This is a genomic window from Streptacidiphilus sp. PAMC 29251 (assembly GCF_054208735.2).
Genome location: NZ_CM135725.2, coordinates 4,166,324 through 4,184,046, shown reverse-complemented (window position 1 = coordinate 4,184,046; position 17,723 = coordinate 4,166,324). Strand labels below are relative to the sequence as shown.

Sequence of the window (17,723 nt, the reverse complement as noted above, 5' to 3'; positions counted from 1 at the left end):
GGGTCGGCCGGCCCGGCAGGACCTGGCCTGACAGGACCTGTCCCGACAGGATCTGTTCCGGCAGGACCTGGCCCGACCTGACAGGGGGACCACCGGTGGACGTGCTGACCCGACTGCCCGTGATCGGGCCGGTGGTCTCCTGGGTGCTGCGGACCCGGCCGTACCGGGTCTATCAGTACTTCAACGACGTGGGCGGCAACCGGCTCGCCGGGTCGGTGACGTTCTTCGGCTTCCTGGCCCTGTTCCCGCTGCTCACGGTGGCGATGGCGGCCGCGGCCGCGGGGCTCAGCGACGAGCAGGTGCGGCACCTGCAGAACGGCATCGAGAAGCAGGTCCCGGCACTGGCGCAGTCGCTCGACCTGGACTCCCTGGTCCGCAACGCCGGGACGGTCGGACTGGTCAGCGGGGTGCTGCTGCTGGTCTCCGGCCTCGGCTGGGTGGACACCACCCGGGTCTCCATCCGCACGGTCTGGCGGCTGCCGGTCGAACCGGGCAATCCGGTGCTGCGCAAGGTGCTGGACGTGGGCGTCCTGGTCGGCCTGGGCCTGGTCGGGGCGGTCTCGATCGGCGCCTCCTCGCTCACCACCGCGCTCACCGGGCAGGTCGCCGACTGGCTCGGCCTGGACCACTCGGCCTGGGGCTCGGTGCTGCTGGGCGCGGCCGGGTTCGTCATCGCGGTGGGCGCGGACATGCTGATGTTCGCCTATCTGCTGGTCGGCCTGCCACGGATCGCCGACCAGCGGAAACGCATCGTCGCGCAGGGGGCGCTGCTGGGCGCGGTGGGCTTCGAACTACTGAAGCTGCTGCTCTCCGCGTACCTCGGCAAGGTCGCCGGAAAGAGCATGTACGGCGCGTTCGGCACCCCGGTGGCGCTGCTGCTGTGGATCGACTTCATCTTCCGCTGGCTGTTCTTCTGCGTGGCCTGGACCGCCAGCGCGGACCCCGCGGCGGCGGCCGTCCGGGCCCGCGAGCGGGCCGAGGAGGCGCTGACCGCGGCGGACGGGCTGGCCGTCCAGCTCGGCGCGGGGCCGCCTGCGGCGGGGGCTTCCGGTACGGCGGGGGCAGGCGGCGCGGCGGTCGCGCTGGCGAAGGCCCCGGCGCCTGACCCGGTGCTCTCCGCCGCGTCGGCGCCGGCTGCCCCGGCGGGGCGGGGGCGCGGGCGGGTGGAGGGGGCGGCGCTCTCCGCCGCGGCTGCCGCCGGGGTCCTGCGGAGGCTGCGCCGGTAGGGCCTAGGGTGGCTCCCCACGGGGCCGAGGGCGGGGTGGGGCGCGATGGCTGGGCAGGGGCAGGGCCGGGTGCTGGTGGTCGACGACGATGCGGCGATCCGGAGGTCGCTGGAGCGCGGGCTGCGGCTCAGCGGGTTCGCGGTGGGCCTGGCCGAGGGCGGCCTCGCCGCCCTGGCCGCGCTGGAGCAGGCGCCGCCCGACGTGCTGGTGCTGGACGTTTCGATGCCGGACCTGTCCGGCACCGAGGTCTGCCGCAGGCTGCGCGCGGCGGGGGACGAGACCCCGGTGCTGATGCTGTCCGCGCTGGACCAGTTGGAGGACCGGATCGCCGGGCTGCAGGCCGGCGCCGACGACTACCTGGTGAAGCCCTTCGCGCTGCAGGAGCTGGTGCTGCGGCTGCACGCGCTGCTCCGCCGCAGGCCGCCCCGGGCGACCGAGCCGCTCACCGTCGGCGCGCTCACGGTCGACCCGTCCACCAGGGAGGTCCACTACGGCGGGCAGCCGGTGGAACTGACCCGCCGTGAGTTCGAGCTGCTGGAGGCGCTCACCCGCAACGCCGGCCTGGTCCTGAGCCGGGATCAGCTGCTGGACCGGGTCTGGGGCTATGACTTCGAGGTCCGCACCGATGTGGTCGACACCTTCGTCAGCTACCTCAGGCGCAAGCTGGAGGCAGGCGGCCGACCCCGGCTGGTGCACACGGTCAGGGGTGTCGGCTTTGTGCTGCGGGAGGAGCAGCGATGAGGCTGTCCGCCAGGATCGCCCTGGTCACCGCCGCGATCGTGCCGGTGATGGTGCTGCTCGCCGGGCTGCTGCTGCTCGGCCTGGTGAACCGGGACCTGCACGCGGGACAGGATGGACGGCTGCGCGACCGGGCTGCCTCCGCGCTGCCGTCCGCCCGTACCGCGCTGCGGGCGGAGGCGACCGGGCGCACCCGGCAGGAGGCCAACCAGCAGCACCGGCTCTCCGCCGCCGCCCTGGACGCGGGCGTGCGGCTCACCGCCGCCGACGGCAGCGTGCTGGTGGCCGAGGGCGCCCAGCCCGACCCGGGCGTCCCGCTGCCGGAGGGGGCCGCCGCCGCGGGCGGCCCGGTCAGCTTCCGGGCCGGGGGAGTGTCCTGGCGGGTGCTGGCCCAGCCGGTCACCCGGGCCGCCGGGCAGCCACCGGGCACCCTGTGGCTGTTCGCCCCGGCCGCCGAGGTCGGCGACGAAGTGGCGTCGGTACGCCGCCGTATCGGCCTGGTCGCGCTGGTCGCCGCGCCGCTCGGCGGGCTGCTGGCCTTCGGCGTGGCCGAGCGCGCCGCCCGTCCGCTGCGCACCCTGCGCCGCCGTACCAGCGGGCTCGACCCGGACGATCCGGCCACCAGGCTCAGCCTGGCGGAACGCCCGACCGGGGTGGCCGAGGTGGACGAACTGGCCCGGACGCTGCAGTCGGTGCTGCGCCGCTACGACGCCCAGGCGGCCCGTACCGCCGAGGCGCTGGAGACCGCGCGGGCCTTCGCCGCCTCCGCCTCGCACGAGCTGCGGACCCCGCTGATGAGCATGCGCACCAACCTGGACATCCTCACCGACCACCCCGGGCTCGGCCCGCGCGAGCGCGCCGAGGTCCTGGACGACCTGCAGAACGAGCACGCCAGGATGCTCGGGCTGCTCACCGCGCTGCGCTCGCTGGCCCAGGGCGACCTGGTCGAGGCGGACGCCTTCGCCGACGTCGACCTCGCCGAGCTGGTCGAGGCCGCCGCCGCGGACGCCCGCCGCCGCGAGCCGCAGGCCCGGCTGACGGTACGGTGCGCGCCCGCGCCGCGGCTCCGCGGCTGGGAGCCCGGGCTGCGGCTCGCGGTGGACAACCTGCTGGTCAACGCCCTGGTGCACGGCGGCAGCGCCGGTGGCCCGCCCCAGGTCGAGGTGGAGCTGCGGACCGATCACGACCAGCTGGTGCTGACCGTGGACGACGCGGGCCCCGGCGTCCCGGCCGAGCAGCGCGAGCAGGTCTTCGAGCGCTTTCGGCGCGGCCGGGACAGTCCGGGCTCCGGACTCGGACTGACCCTGGTGGCCCAGCAGATCGCCCTGCACGGCGGCACCGTACGACTCACCGACACCCCGTCAGGACAGGGCACCAGAGCCGAGATCCGCCTCCCCCTCACCTCCCCGCCCACGCTGCACCCACGCCGCGACTGGCTCACCGCTGCCACATAGTTTCCACAAGGAAGCTTCCTACGCTCGCCGCGGACGGGGCGTCAGCCGGACGTTCCGACAGTGTGTGAGGAGAAGCGACCATGCCCATCCGCCGTACTGCTCTCGGCTCGGCCTGTGCCGGGCTCGCCCTGGCCGGCGCCCTGCTCGGAGCGGTCACCCCCGCCTCGGCTGCGAGCGCGACGCCCAGTACCTCCCCGGCGCAGCGTCAGGCCAAGGCTGTCTGCGTCCGTGCGCCCAAGGTGGACGCCAGGATCACCAGGGCGCTGGCCCGGTTGCACGGCAGGGCCACCGAGCGCGGCTCCATCGCCCGGCTGCAGAAGCGGGTGGACCTCGCCAAGGGGGCGGGTCAGACCGCGATCGAGACCTACCTCAATGACCGGCTGACCGCCCGTCAGGCCCTGGTCGGGACGCTGACGACCCGGCAGGCCGACCTCAAGGGCGTCGAGAGCTGGTGCGGCGCCAACCACCTCGGGGCCTCCTGATGTCCGGCCGGAAGCCGGTGCTGCTGCTCGCCGCCTGCGTGCTGGCAGGTCTCGGCCTCAGCGGATGTCTCACCGGCTGCTCCTCCGGGCACGCCGGGCCGGCGGCGACGCCGACCGGGGTCTCCGCCAGTACGGTCCAGCAGATGCAGCAGAAGGTCGACGCGGCTCAGAGCGCGGCGGCCGCCGCCGACTCGGATGCCGCGTCCGACCCGAGCCAGTAGGGTCGGTCGGTCCCAGCCCTACCGCAGCACCCGGCGGCGACGGCGGCGGGTGACCGCGATCGCGCCGCCGGCCGCGGCCAGCACCACCACCCCGGCGGCCACCGCCTCGGTCCCGTTCAGGCCGAACGAGGCGGTGGAGCTGCTGCCGGAGGCGTTCAGCGGGCCGCCGGGGGCCTTGGCCGGCGGCCGGGACGCGCTGGGCGCGGGGGTGGCGGGGGCCTGGTCCAGGCTGCCGACCGGAGCGACCTTGCCCTCGGCGGCGAAGCCCCAGTCCAGCAGCTTCCCGGCCTCGGTGTAGACCGAGTTGAGCGCCTTGCTCTGCGGGTTCATGATGCTCACCAGCACGGTGTGGCCGTTCCGCTTGGCCGCCACCACCAGGGTGTTCCCGGCATTGGTGGTGTAGCCGTTCTTGACCCCGATCAGGCCTGCGTAGCGCGGCACGCCGTCGATCCCGCCGAGCATCCGGTCGGTGTTGTCGATCTCGAACGGCTTGCCCTTGGTGTTGGGGCCGCCGGGGAACTCCGACTTGACGGTGGAGCAGTAGCGGGCGAAGTCGGCGTTCTTCAGGCCGTCCCTGGCGAACAGGCTCAGGTCGTACGCCGAGGAGACCTGCCCCGGCATGTCGTAGCCGTCGGGGGAGACCACATGGGTGTCGTCCGCGCCCAGCCGTACTGCCTGCTCCTGCATCTGGGTCACCGTCGCGGCCACCCCGCCGTTCATCGCCGCGAGCACGTGCACGGCGTCGTTGCCGGAGCGCAGGAAGACGCCCAGCCACAGGTCGGTGACCTTGTAGGTCTTGCCGGGTAGCACCCCGACCAGGCTGCTGCCCGAGCCCATCCCGGCCAGGTCGGCGTCGACCACCTTGTGGCTGCCCGCGGTGGGGATCTTCGGCAGCACCGTGTCCGCGAACAGGGTCTTCAGGGTGCTCGCCGGGGGCAGCGCCCAGTGCGCGTTGTCCGCCGCGAGCACCTGGCCGGTGTCCAGGTCCGACACCATCCAGGACAGCGCCGACAGCTTCGCCGGCACCGCGGGCGCCCCCGCCTGCGGGGCCACCTGCAGCCCGGGCAGGCCGAGCCGCTCGCCACCGACCACGGACATCCGCGCGGGCGGCTGCGGGACCTTGGCGCCTCTGTGCACGGCAGCGGCGGCGGGGGTCACCCCGACCAGCCCGGCGGCCAGCGCGAGCAGGGCGGCAGTGGTGATCCTGGCAGTGGTGGCGGGTTCATTGGACACCGCACGACCGTACCCAATCGAACCCCGCGTACGAACCACCCCCCGGTAAGAACCCACGGATGCCTCCCCGATAATCGTCGTATGAGACTCAGCCGCCGCGCCTCCTGGTTCCTCGCCGCCTTCGGTGTCTGGAGCATCTGGATCTGGGCGACCTTCTTCAAGAACCTCTGGTCGGACGGCGAGGGCCTGGCCTTCGTGCACGGGGACCACTCGCAGCCGACCGCGTACTTCTGGATCCACGCCGCCCTGGCGCTGACCTCGCTGGTCCTGGGCCTGGTGGTCGGCTGGGTCGGGGTGCGCAGCCTCAGGGGCGGCGTGCGGAAGCAGCAGGAAGATGTTCTATAACTGGCACACAAGATCCCGCACGGTGGGGTCTTCGTGACAGGAGCATCATGCGTATTGCCATAGCCGCCCCGGTCCTCGCCGGCGCGCTCGTCCTCGGCGCCCTCGCGGTGCCGAGCGCCGCCTTCGCGGCCACCGCCAAGCCGGTCATCACCAAGGCCTCGGGGAGCTCGCTGACCGTCGGGCTCAGCGGGACCTACAAGCTGACCCTCGCGGTCAGCGCCAAGGACGCCTCCGGGATCAAGAGCATCAAGGTGCTGCCCCTCCCGGTCGCGCTGCTCAAGGCGTACGGCCCGATCACCGCGGCCGACGTCGCCGACGGCGGCGAGGCGCTGAAGATCCACTCCGCCACCGCCACCACCGCCACCGCGTCGGAGACCGCCACGGAGAAGGCCGTCCGCGGCGACATGCCGCTGAACGAGGAGGCCGGCGCCTGGCAGCTGGCGGTTCTGGTCACCGCGAAGGACGGCAGCACCACCTTCAACGCCAAGGCGGCCACCTTCGCCCTCAAGCGCGCCGACCGGCTCACCGCCAAGGTCTCCGCGACCAAGGTGCGCAAGGGCGCCAACCTGACCGTCAGGGGCCAGCTCAACCGGGCCAACTGGGACACGTTCGCCTACCAGGGCTACGGCGCCCAGCAGGTGCGCCTGGAGTTCCGCAAGACCGGCGGCAAGACCTGGACCACGGTCAAGTGGGTCAAGTCCGGCAGGACCGGCGCGCTGAGCACCACCGTCAAGGACAGCGCGGGCGGCAGCTGGCGCTACGTCTACGGCGGCAACGGCACCAGCGGTGCCGCCGCCTCGGCCCAGACCTGGGTCGGCCTGAAGTAGTCGTCACCGCACAAAGAAGGCCGGCCACTCGTTGCGAGTGGCCGGCCTTTCCCTGTGCTCGGTTGAGGAGCTCAGAAGCGACGCGTGACCAGGGCCCGCTTCACTTCCTGGATCGCCTTGGTGACCTCGATGCCACGCGGGCAGGCGTCGGTGCAGTTGAACGTCGTCCGGCAGCGCCAGACGCCGTCGCGGTCGTTCAGGATCTCCAGCCGCTGCTCGGCGCCCTCGTCGCGGGAGTCGAAGATGAAGCGGTGCGCGTTGACGATGGCGGCAGGACCGAAGTACTGGCCGTCGTTCCAGAACACCGGGCATGAGCTGGTGCAGGCGGCGCAGAGGATGCACTTGGTGGTGTCCTCGAAGCGCTGCACGTCCTCCTCGGACTGGATCCGCTCACGGGTCGGCTCATTGCCGGTGGTGATCAGGAACGGCATCACGTCGCGGTAGGCCTGGAAGAACGGGTCCATGTCCACGACCAGGTCCTTCAGGACCGTGAGGCCCTTGATGGGCTCGATCGTGATCGGCTTGGCCGGGTTGACGTCCTTGATCAGCGTCTTGCAGGCGAGCCGGTTCTTGCCGTTGATCCGCATGGCGTCCGAGCCGCAGACGCCGTGCGCGCAGGAGCGGCGGTAGGTCAGGGTGCCGTCCTGCTCCCACTTCACGGTGTTGATCGCGTCCAGGACGCGGATCTTCGGGTCGACCGTCAGCTGGTAGTCCACCCACACCGCGTCCGGGTGCGCCTCCGGGTTGAACCGGCGGATCCTGAGGGTGATGGTGACCAGCTCGACCTTGCCCGACTCGGCGGCGTCCAGACCCGCCGAGTGGTGCTGCGGTGCGTTCTCAATCGTGGGGGTGCTCATCAGTACTTACGCTCCATCGGCTGGTAGCGGGTCACCACGACCGGCTTGTAGCCCAGGCGGATGCTGTCCTTGCCGTCGGCGTCCACCTCGCGGTACGCCATGGTGTGCTGCATGAAGTTGACGTCGTCGCGGGTCGGGTAGTCCTCGCGGAAGTGACCGCCGCGGGACTCCTTCCGGGCGAGCCCGGAGACCGCGGTGACCTCGGCCAGGTCGAGCAGGTTGCCCAGCTCCACGGCCTCCAGGAGGTCGGTGTTGTAGCGCTTGCCCTTGTCCATCACCGAGATGTTCAGGTAGCGCTCCTTCAGCGCGGCGATGTCCTCGATCGCCTGCTTCAGGGTCGCCTCGGTGCGGTAGACCATGGAGTTGGTGTCCATGGTCTGCTGCAGCTCGCTGCGGATGTCCGAGACCCGCTCGGTGCCGTCGCCGCTGCGGATCCGCTCCAGCTGCGCCAGCACCTGGGCCGCCGGGTCCTCCGGCAGCTCGAGGTACTCGGCGGTGGAGGCGTAGTCCGCGGCGGCGATGCCGGCCCGGCGGCCGAAGACGTTGATGTCGAGCAGCGAGTTGGTGCCGAGCCGGTTGGCGCCGTGCACCGACACACAGGCCACCTCGCCCGCGGCGTAGAGGCCGGGGACGACGGTGTCGTTGTCCATCAGCACCTCGCCCTGGACGTTGGTGGGGATGCCGCCCATGGCGTAGTGCGCGGTGGGCTGGATCGGGATCGGGTCCGTGTAGGGCTCGATGCCGAGGTAGGTCCGGGCGAACTCGGTGATGTCCGGGAGCTTGGCGTCCAGCTGCTCCGGCGGGAGGTGGGTCAGGTCCAGGTAGACGTGGTCGCCGTCGAGGCCGCAGCCCCGTCCCTCGCGGATCTCGGTGTAGATCGCGCGGGACACGACGTCACGCGAGGCCAGGTCCTTCATGACGGGCGCGTACTTCTCCATGAAGCGCTCGCCGTCCTTGTTGCGGAGGATGCCGCCCTCGCCGCGCGCGCCCTCCGTCAGCAGGATGCCCATCCGCCAGATGCCCGTCGGGTGGAACTGGAAGAACTCCATGTCCTCCAGCGGCAGCCCGCGCCGGAAGGCGGCGGCCTGGCCGTCACCCGTCAGCGTGTGCGCGTTGGAGGTCACCTTGAAGAACTTGCCGTTGCCGCCCGAGGCGAAGATGACCGACTTCGCCTGGAAGACGTGGATCTCACCGGTCGCCAGTTCGTAGGCGACCACGCCGGAGGTCCGCTTGACCCCGTCGACGTCCGCCAGCAGCAGGTCCAGGACGTAGAACTCGTTGAAGAACTCCACACCCTCCTTGACGCAGTTCTGGTAGAGCGTCTGCAGGATCATGTGGCCGGTGCGGTCCGCGGCGTAACAGGAGCGGCGGACGGCCGCCTTGCCGTGGTCCCGGGTGTGGCCGCCGAAGCGGCGCTGGTCGATCTTGCCCTCGGGGGTCCGGTTGAACGGGAGGCCCATCTTCTCCAGGTCGAGGACCGCGTCGATGGCCTCCTTCGCCAGGATCTCGGCGGCGTCCTGGTCGACCAGGTAGTCGCCGCCCTTGATGGTGTCGAAGGTGTGCCACTCCCAGTTGTCCTCCTCGACGTTGGCGAGGGCGGCGGCCATGCCGCCCTGGGCCGCGCCGGTGTGGGACCGGGTGGGGTAGAGCTTGGTCAGCACGGCGGTGCGGCTGCGCTTGGTCGACTCGATGGCCGCGCGCATTCCGGCGCCGCCGGCGCCGACGATGACGGTGTCGTACTTGTGTACCTGCATGTCAGTGCTGCCTCGTCCGTCCGCGCTCAGCTGATGTTCGGGTCGAAGGTGAAGATCACCAGGGTGCCCAGCAGCACGGTGAACACCGTGGCGGTCACCAGCAGGAGCTTCAACCAGAGCCGGGTCTTGTCGCGCTGCGCGTAGTCGTTGATGACCGTGCGCATGCCGTTGGCGCCGTGGAGCATCGCCAGCCACAGCATCAGCAGATCCCAGCCCTGCCAGAACGGCGAGGCCCAGCGACCGGCGACGAAAGCGAAGCTGATCTTGGAGACACCGCCGTCCAGCACCAGCTGGATGACCAGGTGGCCGAGCACCAGGAACACCAGGACGACGCCGGACAGCCGCATGAACAGCCAGGCCAGCATCTCGAAGTTGGTACGGGACTTGCGTCCGTTGTTGCGCTTGGTGCGGGCCCGCGGCGCCTCGATCAGAAAGGCCGAGGGGTCCGCGACCGGACCGCCGTCCACAAGCTCGATGCTGTCGGTCTCGATTGCCATCTCTCGCCTCACCCGAACCAGTCGCGAAGGGTGGCCTGCAGGATCGGGTAGAAGGCGCCCGCCATGCAGAGCACCCACACCGTCACCACGGTCCACAGCATCTGCCGCTGGTACTTCGGACCCTTCGCCCAGAAGTCCACCGCGATGACCCGGAGGCCGTTCAGCGCGTGGAACAGGATGGCGGCGGTGAGGCCGTACTCCATCAGGTTGACGGGCCAGGTCTTGTACGTCGCGATCGTGCTGTTGTAGGCCTGTGGTGAGACCCGGACAAGAGCGGTGTCGAGGACGTGGGCGAACAGGAAGAAGAAGATGAGTACGCCGGTGACTCGATGAGCCACCCACGACCACATTCCTTCCCGGCCGCGGTACAGCGTTCCAGCCGGCACGGAACAACCCTCCGGAAGCGGGGCGGGGGCTCGGCCGGCGTCAGCGTCGGTCGGCCCGGCCGGGTATGGTCCACCGGCCCTGGCCATCGTAGCCACGCCAGCAGGCACTCAGCCCGCCGGGGGTCCATCGGATGATCAAACAGCCCTGCCCGGCCTAACGGCCCCGGGGTCCTGTACTGCTGTCCTGTCCGACGCTAGGTCAGCGGATGTGGGAGAGATCACTCCGGTCGTCTCACGTTGCCGCCGAGGCGTGAGACGCGACCAGATGCTCCAGTCGGCTCAGCGCGATCCGGCGCAGTTCCTCGGCCGCGGTGCTGCGCTCCTCGTCGGGGTCGTTGCCGAGCCGGGCCCGCAGGCTCACCAGGACCTGGTCCAGCATCTCCTCCGGCGGGCAGTCGTCCAGGAAGACCACGAACACATGGCCGAACCTCGCCTCGTACGCGGCGTGCGCCGCCCGCAGCGCGGTGTGCGCGGCCTGGCTGCCCGGCGCCCGCATCCCCAGCAGCGGCTGCGGCATGCAGCTCTCGTCCGCCAGCGCCTCGGTCAGATCGGGGAAGGAGAGGTCGTAGGAGGCCTCGCTGGCGGCGGCGAGCAGCGAGGGGACGGTGGGGTACGGACGGTGCAGGGCCAGCCGCAGCGCCCAGCGGCGGCTGCCGCAGCAGGCGAGCAGCGCCTCCTCGGCGGCGCCCAGCGAGGCGTCGTTGAAACGTCGCAGGCCGGACGCGGCGGTGGTGCGCGCCTGCGCCGGAATGTCACTGGTCAGCGGGTCCTCCTCGGTCGAGCGTGGAAGGGCGGGCTCGCACGGTTGTCGAGGCTATCGGGAGTTCGCCGCGGAGCACCGGCCTGCCGGTGCAGGCTGCGACGGCGTAGTGACGGTTCCGGTTCCTGGGGTCGGGGCGTGCCGAAGGAGTGAACAGGGGTTCAGAGGCCATACGCGGCAAGGCAGTCCTAGCGTTCAGGCCGGTTTGCCCCCGAGATAAGGATTCACTCGAATTGGCTATCAAGTCGAGACCCTTGCCGCCGAATGATGCGACGGCTTCCGGAAGGTGAACCCCCGACTCCCGCCCCCGGCCCGCCCTCCCTGGCGCCCGCGTTCAGCCCTCCCGGTGCACCTTGTGCGCGGCGGCCTGGGCGCGCGGCCGCAGCACCAGCAGGTCGACGTTCACATGGGCCGGACGGGTGACCGCCCAGGCGATGCTGTCGGCCACGTCCTCCGCCGTCAGCGGTTCGGCCACCCCGGCGTAGACCTTGGCGGCCTTCGCGGCGTCGCCGTCGAAGCGGGTGAGCGCGAACTCGTCGGTGCGGACCATGCCCGGGGCGATCTCGATCACCCGGATCGGCTCGGCCACCAGCTCCAGCCGCAGCGTCCCGGCGATGGCGTGCGCGCCGGCCTTGGCCGCGACATAACCGCCGCCCCCCTCATAGGGGACGAAGGCGGCGGTGGAGGAGAGGACCAGCACGGTGCCCTCGCCGCTCGCCCGCAGCGCCGGCAGCAGCGCCTGGGTGACGTGCAGCACGCCCATGACGTTGACCTCGTACATCCGGAGCCAGTCGGCCGGGTCGCCGGCCTCGACGCTCTCCGCGCCGAAGGCCCCGCCCGCGTTGTTGACCAGCACGTCCACCCGGTCCAGCGAGGCGGCGAAGGCGTCGACGGCGGCCCGGTCGGTGACGTCCACGGTGTACGCGGTGGCGGCGTCGCCGATCTCCTTGGCCAGCTCCTCGATCCGCTCGGTGCGGCGGGCGGCGAGGACCACCCGGAACCCCTCCTCGGCCAGCCGCCGCGCGGTCGCGGCCCCGATGCCGCTGCTCGCCCCGGTGACCACGGCCACCCTGCCGTCGAACTGACCTTTTGTCATGCCCTGTACTCCATTCGATGCCGACTCGATGCCCGGATCATCGTAGGTGGACGGCGCCTGTTTGCGACGATCTGATAACGCCAGCGTGTACGTAACACAATCGTGTTCTACGCGCGTTAACGTCGCCTTCAATCCGGCCGAGGCTCGCCGCAACCGAGCTCTGGGACGTCGGCTCTTATCAGGAGGAATCGATGAAGAAGCCCCTCGCGCTCGTAGCGATCTCGGCAGTGGTCGCCCTGACCGCTTCGGCCTGCGGGTCGAAGCCGGTGTCGACCACTGGCGCGACCTCGAGCAGCAGCGCGAGCGCGAGCAGCCAGGCTGCCGCGTTCAAGGCCTGTATGGTCACCGACACCGGCGGTCTGGACGACCACTCCTTCAACGCCGAGTCCTGGGCCGGCATGCAGGACGCCGCCAAGGCGAACCCGAGCATCGCGGTGCAGAACGCCACCTCCGCCACCGAGAACGACTACGCCAGCAACATCGCCGGCTTCGTCTCGGCCGGCTGCAAGCTGATCGTCACGGTCGGCTTCGCGATGGACGACGCGACCGTCGCCTCGGCGAAGAAGAACCCGAACCAGCAGTACGCGATCGTCGACAACGCCTCCTCGCCCAAGCAGGTCCAGGGCCTGGAGTTCAACACCGCGCAGGGCGCCTTCCTCGGCGGCTACTTCGCCGCGGGGATGACCAAGACCGGCAAGGTCGCGACCTTCGGCGGCGCCAAGTACCCGACCGTGACCGTCTACATGGACGGCTTCTGGGAGGGCGTGCAGTACTACAACCAGAAGCACGGCACCAAGGTCCAGGTCCTCGGCTGGGACGAGGCCAAGCAGGCCGGCACCTTCGACCCGACCCAGAGCTTCACCGACCAGGCCGGCGGCAAGCAGATCGCCGCGACCTTCCAGTCCGAGGGCGCGGACATCGTCTTCCCGGTCGCCGGCGGCACCGGCATCGGCGCGCTCGCCCAGGCCAAGGCCAGCGGCGGCAAGCTCAACGCGATCTGGGTCGACGACGACGGCTTCCTGTCCAACGCCTCCTACGGCTCGGTCATCATGACCTCGGTCACCAAGGGCATCGCCAGCGCGGTCACCACGGCCGTCACCGACGCGGCCAAGGGCTCCTTCTCCTCGACCCCGTACATCGGCACCCTGGCCAACAACGGCACCGGCCTGGCCCCGTACCACGCCTTCGAGTCCAAGGTCCCGGCGGCGCTGACCACCGAGCTGGCCACGGTCAAGGCCGACATCGTCAGCGGCACCATCAAGATCACCTCCAAGAACCAGCCGTCCAACTGATCCGGTAACGAGCTGAGGCGGGCGCGTTCTGCGCCCGCCTAGAGTGACCGGCAATTGGTGGCTGGGTGAAGGAGCGGGTCGAGGGCCGAGTCTGGGCGGGGCGGAGGAGGGAGCCATTGCGGAGCACTGGCGACCGACGACAACCCGGCCAGGCGAGAGCCATCGGCCCGCGACGCCAGCCACCAATTGCTGGTCACTCTTAATTCCCTGTCAGACAAGACCTCGATAGCTTTCGCCGACCGACAATGGTGCGCGGCGTGAGGGGTGTGTTCACTAGTGCGTCTGGAATTGCGCGGTATCACCAAGCGATTCGGTTCGCTGGTCGCCAACGACCACGTCGACCTGACCGTCGAACCCGGCGAGATCCACTGCCTGCTGGGTGAGAACGGCGCCGGCAAGTCCACGCTGATGAACGTCCTGTACGGACTGCACCAGCCGGACGAGGGCGCGATCCTGGTCGACGGCGTCGCCAAGACCATCGGCAGCCCGCGCGACGCGATCGCCAACGGCATCGGCATGGTGCACCAGCACTTCATGCTGGTCCCGGTGTTCACCGTGGCCGAGAACGTGATCCTCGGCGACGAGGCCGAGTTCGGCGCCAAGCGCGGCCCGCTCGGGCTGCTCGACCGGCGCCGGGCCAAGGCGCATGTGCGCGAGGTCTCCGAGCGCTACGGCCTGCCGGTCAACCCGGACGCGCTGGTGGAGGACCTGCCGGTCGGCGTGCAGCAGCGGGTGGAGATCGTCAAGGCCCTGGTCCGCGACGCCCAGACGCTGATCCTGGACGAGCCCACCGCGGTGCTCACCCCGCAGGAGATCGAGGACCTCTTCACGGTCATGAACTCGCTGCGCGAGGCCGGGAAGTCCATCGTCTTCATCACCCACAAGCTCAAAGAGGTCAAGGCGATCGCCGACCGGATCACGGTGATCCGGCGCGGCGCGGTCGTCGGCGAGGCCTCGCCCTCGTCCAGCGAGCAGGAACTCGCCTCGCTGATGGTCGGCCGCTCGGTGCAGCTGGTCGTCGACAAGCAGCCGAAGACGCCGGGCGCGGCCTCGCTGCAGGTCGAGCACCTCACGGTCAGGGACCAGCACGGCAACGCCGCGGTCGACGACGTCTCGTTCACCGTCCACGAGGGCGAGATCCTCGGCATCGCCGGGGTGCAGGGCAACGGCCAGTCCGAGCTGGCCGAGGCGATCCTCGGCCTGGCCCAGGCCGAGTCCGGGACGATCACCCTGGACGGCACCGCGCTGACCGGGCTGACGCCGCGCCAGGCGCTGAACGCCGGGGTCGGCTTCATCCCCGAGGACCGCGGCCACGACGGCGTGGTGGGCGAGTTCACCATCGCCGAGAACCTGGTGCTCGACCTCTACACCTCGGCGCCGTTCGGCAAGGGACTCTCGCTGGACCTGGGCGAGATCCAGAAGAACGCCCGGCACCGGATCGAGGAGTTCGACATCCGTCCCACCGAGCCGACCCACCCGGCCGGGAAGCTGTCCGGCGGCAACCAGCAGAAGGTGGTGGTGGCCCGCGAGCTGTCCCGGCCGCTGCGGCTGCTGGTCGCCTCGCAGCCCACCCGCGGCGTGGACGTCGGCGCGATGGAGTTCATCCACAAGCGGATCGTCGCCGAGCGGGACCAGGGCAGGCCGGTGGTGCTGGTCTCCACCGAGCTGGACGAGGTCCTCGCGCTCGCCGACAAGGTCGCCGTGATGTACCGCGGAAAGATCGTCGCGACCGTTCCTCCGGACACCTCACGGGAAGAGATCGGCCTGCTCATGGCTGGGATCACCACCAACGACGCCGGTGTCACCACCGACGCAGCCACGACCAGGACGGAGGAGGCGACCTCATGACCACCCCCGAGACCACGCCGGACCCGGAGCAGGCTCCCGCCGCCGAGACGCCCGTGGCTTCCGCCGAGACGCCTGCGGAGCAGCCCGCCGCCGCGGAGCCCGCCGCCGTCGTCGCGAAGCCCGGGCCGGAGGGCCCCTCCGGCTCGGACCGCAGCCTCGGCACCGTGCTGCGCAATGTCTTCACCGCCGAGAACAGCACCCTGGTCACGGTCCTCGCGATCGTGCTCTCGCTGGTGGTCGGCGCGGTGCTGATCGTGCTGTCGAACACCGCGACCATGGACAAGGCCGCGTACTTCTTCGCCAGCCCGGGCGACTTCTTCTCCTCGGCCTGGGACAACATCTCCAGCGCCTACTCCTCGCTGTTCAAGGGCGCCATCTTCGACCCCTCGACGCTGGCCGGGACCCCGTCCCAGTTCTTCGGGCCGATCACCAACACCCTGGAGTACGCCACCCCGCTGATCTTCGGCGGCCTCGGCATCTCGGTCGCCTTCCGGGCCGGGATGTTCAACATCGGCGGCCAGGGCCAGACCATCATCGGCGCGATCTTCACCTCGTACGTGGCCTTCTCCTGGACCTCGCTGCCCGGTGTGCTGCACCTGGTCGTCACGGTCGCGGCCGGACTGGTCGGCGGGCTGCTCTACGGCGGCGTGGTCGGCTGGCTCAAGGCCAAGCGCGGCGCGCACGAGGTCATCGTCACGATCATGCTCAACTACGTCGCCTACCTGCTGCTCGGCGGCTGGCTGCTGAACACCTCGGTGTTCCACAGCACCAAGAACGCGGGCCAGGCGATCTCCAAGGAGGCCGACCCGGACGCGGTGCTGCCGCACCTGTTCGGCTCCGGTCTGAACACCGACTTCGGGCTGCTGCTCGCGCTGGCCGCGACCTTCGCGGTGGCCTGGTTCTTCAACCGCTCCAAGCTCGGCTTCGAGGTGCGTGCGGTCGGGCTCACCCCGAGCGCCGCCCGGACCGCCGGTATCAATGTGGCCCGGGTGCAGATCGCCTCGATGCTGATCTCCGGGGCACTGATGGGCATGATCGGGGTGACTCAGACCATCGGTCTGGCCAACCCCAACAACAACGCGATCGCCCCCAACATCGACGCCGGTCTCGGCTTCACCGCGATCACCGTGGCCCTGCTCGGACGCACCAAGCCCTGGGGCGTGGTCTGGGCGGCGCTGCTGTTCGGCGCACTCCAGGCCGGCGGCGCGCTGATGCAGACCCAGGCCCAGGTCTCGATCGAGATCATCACCGTGGTCCAGGCCATGATCGTGATCTTTGTCGCGGCCCCCCGGCTGGTGAAGGAGATCTTCCGGCTGCGGGCCACCCGGGTCGATGTCGACAAGAGCCCGGCGCCGCCGCCCCCGGTGAGCCCCGACCCCTTCCACGCGACCTCTGCTGGAGGCCAGGCATGACCACCGCAACCACCGAGACCCGCCCCGCCGGTACCCCCGTGGTCAAGACCGACCGGTCCAAGCTGATCGGCGGCGTCGCCCAGGCCGTCGTCGGCCTCTACGGGCTGTGGGCCTTCGGCCTCGGCTCCCGCACCGCGCACGGCGCGCACACCCTGTTCGTGCTCAAGCTGGACCCGGCCGGCAGCGGCCCCGGCTCGATCTCCGCCCCGGCCCAGCCGGTGGCGATCGTGCTGACCGGCATCGCCATCATCTGCGGCCTGGTCCGGGCGTTCGCCCCGATCTCCGCGAAGGCCCAGCGCTGGCTGGCGGCCGGCTACTTCGGCTCGGTCGTGCTCGCCTTCCTGATCTGGGCCGCGGCCGGCTCCGGCATCGGCATGAACGTCCCCTCGATCATCGAGCAGACCGCGATCGCCGCGGTGCCGCTGGTGCTCGGCTCGCTCAGCGCGCTGCTCTGCGAGCGCTCCGGCGTGGTCAACATCGCGGTCGAGGGCCAGTTCCTGTTCGGCGCCTTCTCCGCCGCGCTGACCGCGTCGATGACCCACTCGGTCTGGGCCGGCCTGATCGCCGGCTGCCTGGGCGGCGCGCTGATGTGCTCGCTGCTCGCGGTGTTCGCCAACCGCTACCTGATCGAGCAGGTCGTCCTCGGCGTGGTGCTCAACCTGCTCGCCTCCGGCATCACCGGATTCCTCTACGACCGGCTGATGTCGACGGACGGCGCCACCTACAACACCCCGCCCGGCTTCTCCGCGATCTCCATTCCCGGGCTGTCCTCGATCCCGATCATCGGCGCCGCGCTGTTCAACCAGAACATCCTGTTCTACGCGACCTACCTGCTGGTGCCGATCGTCTGGTTCCTGCTCTTCCGCACCCGCTGGGGCCTGCGCACCCGGGCCGTCGGCGAGCACCCGACCGCGGCCGACACCGTCGGCATCAAGGTGATCGGGCTGCGCTACCGCAACGTCATCACCGCGGGCCTGCTGTCCGGGCTCGGCGGGGTCTGGCTGACGCTCGGTCTGGACAGCCAGTTCGGCAAGGACATGAGCGACGGGAAGGGCTACATCGCCATCGCCGCCCTGATCGTCGGCCGCTGGTCGCCGCTGGGCGCCCTCGGCGCGGCGGTGCTGTTCGGCTTCGCCACCGAGCTGAACCTGGCGCTGTCCTCGCTCGGCACCCCGATCCCCGGCGCGTTCCTGTCGATGGCCCCGTACCTGGTCACCATCTTCGTGGTCGCGGCGCTGGGCGGCCTGGCCCGGCCGCCGGCGGCGTCCGGCAAGCCGTACGTCAAGGGCTGAACC

The 17,723-nt window shown here is 70.8% G+C and carries 19 protein-coding genes; 11 read left to right on the top strand and 8 right to left on the bottom strand.

Going from position 1 to position 17,723, the window contains the following annotated elements; translation table 11 throughout:
- The first annotated feature begins 95 nt into the window (after positions 1-95).
- From ACXKR8_RS19595 to ACXKR8_RS19575, 5 genes are all read left to right on the top strand, one after another.
- The gene (locus tag ACXKR8_RS19595; protein WP_458274192.1) at positions 96-1,226 is read left to right on the top strand and encodes a YihY/virulence factor BrkB family protein; all 1,131 of its coding nucleotides are present in this window, start codon (positions 96-98) and stop codon (positions 1,224-1,226) included.
- A gap of 45 nt (positions 1,227-1,271) precedes the next feature.
- Positions 1,272-1,967: a response regulator transcription factor gene (locus ACXKR8_RS19590; RefSeq protein ID WP_458274191.1), complete on the top strand. Its 696-nt coding sequence runs from the start codon at positions 1,272-1,274 to the stop codon at positions 1,965-1,967.
- Positions 1,964-3,418: a sensor histidine kinase gene (locus ACXKR8_RS19585; protein WP_458274190.1), complete on the top strand. Its 1,455-nt coding sequence runs from the start codon at positions 1,964-1,966 to the stop codon at positions 3,416-3,418. Before ACXKR8_RS19590 ends, ACXKR8_RS19585 begins: the two co-directional genes overlap by 4 nt.
- A gap of 80 nt (positions 3,419-3,498) precedes the next feature.
- Positions 3,499-3,900 (top strand): hypothetical protein, encoded by a 402-nt coding sequence (locus ACXKR8_RS19580; protein WP_458274189.1) that lies wholly within the window; start codon positions 3,499-3,501, stop codon positions 3,898-3,900.
- Complete coding sequence (locus ACXKR8_RS19575; RefSeq protein WP_458274188.1) at positions 3,900-4,121, top strand: hypothetical protein; 222 nt, start codon at positions 3,900-3,902, stop codon at positions 4,119-4,121. Before ACXKR8_RS19580 ends, ACXKR8_RS19575 begins: the two co-directional genes overlap by 1 nt.
- An 18-nt stretch (positions 4,122-4,139) precedes the next feature.
- Here ACXKR8_RS19575 and ACXKR8_RS19570 read toward each other — a convergent pair whose 3' ends face one another.
- Positions 4,140-5,354, bottom strand: coding sequence for a D-alanyl-D-alanine carboxypeptidase family protein (locus ACXKR8_RS19570; protein ID WP_458274187.1), 1,215 nt, complete (start codon positions 5,352-5,354; stop codon positions 4,140-4,142).
- 81 nt (positions 5,355-5,435) lie between these two features.
- On the opposite strand from ACXKR8_RS19570, the gene ACXKR8_RS19565 reads away from it, so the two are divergent.
- Positions 5,436-5,699 (top strand): SCO4848 family membrane protein, encoded by a 264-nt coding sequence (locus ACXKR8_RS19565; protein WP_458274186.1) that lies wholly within the window; start codon positions 5,436-5,438, stop codon positions 5,697-5,699.
- 47 nt (positions 5,700-5,746) lie between these two features.
- The gene (locus tag ACXKR8_RS19560) at positions 5,747-6,526 is read left to right on the top strand and encodes a DUF5707 domain-containing protein (RefSeq protein ID WP_458274185.1); all 780 of its coding nucleotides are present in this window, start codon (positions 5,747-5,749) and stop codon (positions 6,524-6,526) included.
- A 71-nt stretch (positions 6,527-6,597) separates the two neighbouring features.
- Here ACXKR8_RS19560 and ACXKR8_RS19555 read toward each other — a convergent pair whose 3' ends face one another.
- The 7 genes from ACXKR8_RS19555 to ACXKR8_RS19525 form a co-directional block, all read right to left on the bottom strand.
- Complete coding sequence (locus tag ACXKR8_RS19555; protein ID WP_458274184.1) at positions 6,598-7,383, bottom strand: succinate dehydrogenase iron-sulfur subunit; 786 nt, start codon at positions 7,381-7,383, stop codon at positions 6,598-6,600.
- Complete coding sequence (gene sdhA, locus ACXKR8_RS19550; protein ID WP_458274183.1) at positions 7,383-9,137, bottom strand: succinate dehydrogenase flavoprotein subunit; 1,755 nt, start codon at positions 9,135-9,137, stop codon at positions 7,383-7,385. Before sdhA ends, ACXKR8_RS19555 begins: the two co-directional genes overlap by 1 nt.
- Before the next feature lie 26 nt (positions 9,138-9,163).
- On the bottom strand, positions 9,164-9,634 hold the full coding sequence (locus ACXKR8_RS19545) for a succinate dehydrogenase hydrophobic membrane anchor subunit (RefSeq protein ID WP_458274182.1): 471 nt from the start codon (positions 9,632-9,634) through the stop codon (positions 9,164-9,166).
- 8 nt (positions 9,635-9,642) lie between these two features.
- The gene (gene sdhC, locus ACXKR8_RS19540; protein ID WP_458274181.1) at positions 9,643-10,020 is read right to left on the bottom strand and encodes a succinate dehydrogenase, cytochrome b556 subunit; all 378 of its coding nucleotides are present in this window, start codon (positions 10,018-10,020) and stop codon (positions 9,643-9,645) included.
- A gap of 232 nt (positions 10,021-10,252) precedes the next feature.
- Positions 10,253-10,771: a 2-oxo-4-hydroxy-4-carboxy-5-ureidoimidazoline decarboxylase gene (locus ACXKR8_RS19535; RefSeq protein ID WP_458275029.1), complete on the bottom strand. Its 519-nt coding sequence runs from the start codon at positions 10,769-10,771 to the stop codon at positions 10,253-10,255.
- 343 nt (positions 10,772-11,114) lie between these two features.
- Positions 11,115-11,876, bottom strand: a complete 762-nt coding sequence (locus ACXKR8_RS19530; RefSeq protein WP_458274180.1) for an SDR family NAD(P)-dependent oxidoreductase — start codon at positions 11,874-11,876, stop codon at positions 11,115-11,117.
- 178 nt (positions 11,877-12,054) lie between these two features.
- Positions 12,055-12,207: a hypothetical protein gene (locus tag ACXKR8_RS19525; RefSeq protein WP_458274179.1), complete on the bottom strand. Its 153-nt coding sequence runs from the start codon at positions 12,205-12,207 to the stop codon at positions 12,055-12,057.
- Positions 12,208-12,214: 7 nt separating this feature from the next.
- Here ACXKR8_RS19525 and ACXKR8_RS19520 point away from each other — a divergent pair, with 7 nt between their 5' ends.
- The 4 genes from ACXKR8_RS19520 to ACXKR8_RS19505 all read left to right on the top strand — a co-directional run bounded on the left by ACXKR8_RS19520 (position 12,215) and on the right by ACXKR8_RS19505 (position 17,720).
- A complete protein-coding gene (locus tag ACXKR8_RS19520; RefSeq protein WP_458274178.1) occupies positions 12,215-13,168 on the top strand; it encodes a BMP family lipoprotein in 954 nt (317 codons plus the stop codon).
- Between the two features lie 276 nt (positions 13,169-13,444).
- The gene (locus tag ACXKR8_RS19515) at positions 13,445-15,016 is read left to right on the top strand and encodes an ABC transporter ATP-binding protein (protein ID WP_458274177.1); all 1,572 of its coding nucleotides are present in this window, start codon (positions 13,445-13,447) and stop codon (positions 15,014-15,016) included.
- Positions 15,013-16,428, top strand: coding sequence for an ABC transporter permease (locus tag ACXKR8_RS19510; RefSeq protein ID WP_458274176.1), 1,416 nt, complete (start codon positions 15,013-15,015; stop codon positions 16,426-16,428). The genes ACXKR8_RS19515 and ACXKR8_RS19510 overlap by 4 nt, the downstream gene beginning before the upstream one ends.
- Positions 16,425-17,720: an ABC transporter permease gene (locus ACXKR8_RS19505; protein ID WP_458274175.1), complete on the top strand. Its 1,296-nt coding sequence runs from the start codon at positions 16,425-16,427 to the stop codon at positions 17,718-17,720. The genes ACXKR8_RS19510 and ACXKR8_RS19505 overlap by 4 nt, the downstream gene beginning before the upstream one ends.
- Positions 17,721-17,723 lie beyond the last annotated feature (3 nt).

Bases quoted from the DNA above. Each gene is read 5' to 3' on its own strand.
- ACXKR8_RS19590 (WP_458274191.1), top strand. From the start codon at position 1,272: ATGGCTGGGCAGGGGCAGGGCCGGGTGCTGGTGGTCGACGACGATGCG.
- ACXKR8_RS19585 (WP_458274190.1), top strand. From the start codon at position 1,964: ATGAGGCTGTCCGCCAGGATCGCCCTGGTCACCGCCGCGATCGTGCCG.
- ACXKR8_RS19580 (WP_458274189.1), top strand. From the start codon at position 3,499: ATGCCCATCCGCCGTACTGCTCTCGGCTCGGCCTGTGCCGGGCTCGCC.
- ACXKR8_RS19575 (WP_458274188.1), top strand. From the start codon at position 3,900: ATGTCCGGCCGGAAGCCGGTGCTGCTGCTCGCCGCCTGCGTGCTGGCA.
- ACXKR8_RS19565 (WP_458274186.1), top strand. From the start codon at position 5,436: ATGAGACTCAGCCGCCGCGCCTCCTGGTTCCTCGCCGCCTTCGGTGTC.
- ACXKR8_RS19560 (WP_458274185.1), top strand. From the start codon at position 5,747: ATGCGTATTGCCATAGCCGCCCCGGTCCTCGCCGGCGCGCTCGTCCTC.
- ACXKR8_RS19555 (WP_458274184.1), bottom strand. From the start codon at position 7,383: ATGAGCACCCCCACGATTGAGAACGCACCGCAGCACCACTCGGCGGGT.
- sdhA (WP_458274183.1), bottom strand. From the start codon at position 9,137: ATGCAGGTACACAAGTACGACACCGTCATCGTCGGCGCCGGCGGCGCC.
- ACXKR8_RS19545 (WP_458274182.1), bottom strand. From the start codon at position 9,634: ATGGCAATCGAGACCGACAGCATCGAGCTTGTGGACGGCGGTCCGGTC.
- ACXKR8_RS19530 (WP_458274180.1), bottom strand. From the start codon at position 11,876: ATGACAAAAGGTCAGTTCGACGGCAGGGTGGCCGTGGTCACCGGGGCG.
- ACXKR8_RS19520 (WP_458274178.1), top strand. From the start codon at position 12,215: ATGGTCACCGACACCGGCGGTCTGGACGACCACTCCTTCAACGCCGAG.
- ACXKR8_RS19510 (WP_458274176.1), top strand. From the start codon at position 15,013: ATGACCACCCCCGAGACCACGCCGGACCCGGAGCAGGCTCCCGCCGCC.
- ACXKR8_RS19505 (WP_458274175.1), top strand. From the start codon at position 16,425: ATGACCACCGCAACCACCGAGACCCGCCCCGCCGGTACCCCCGTGGTC.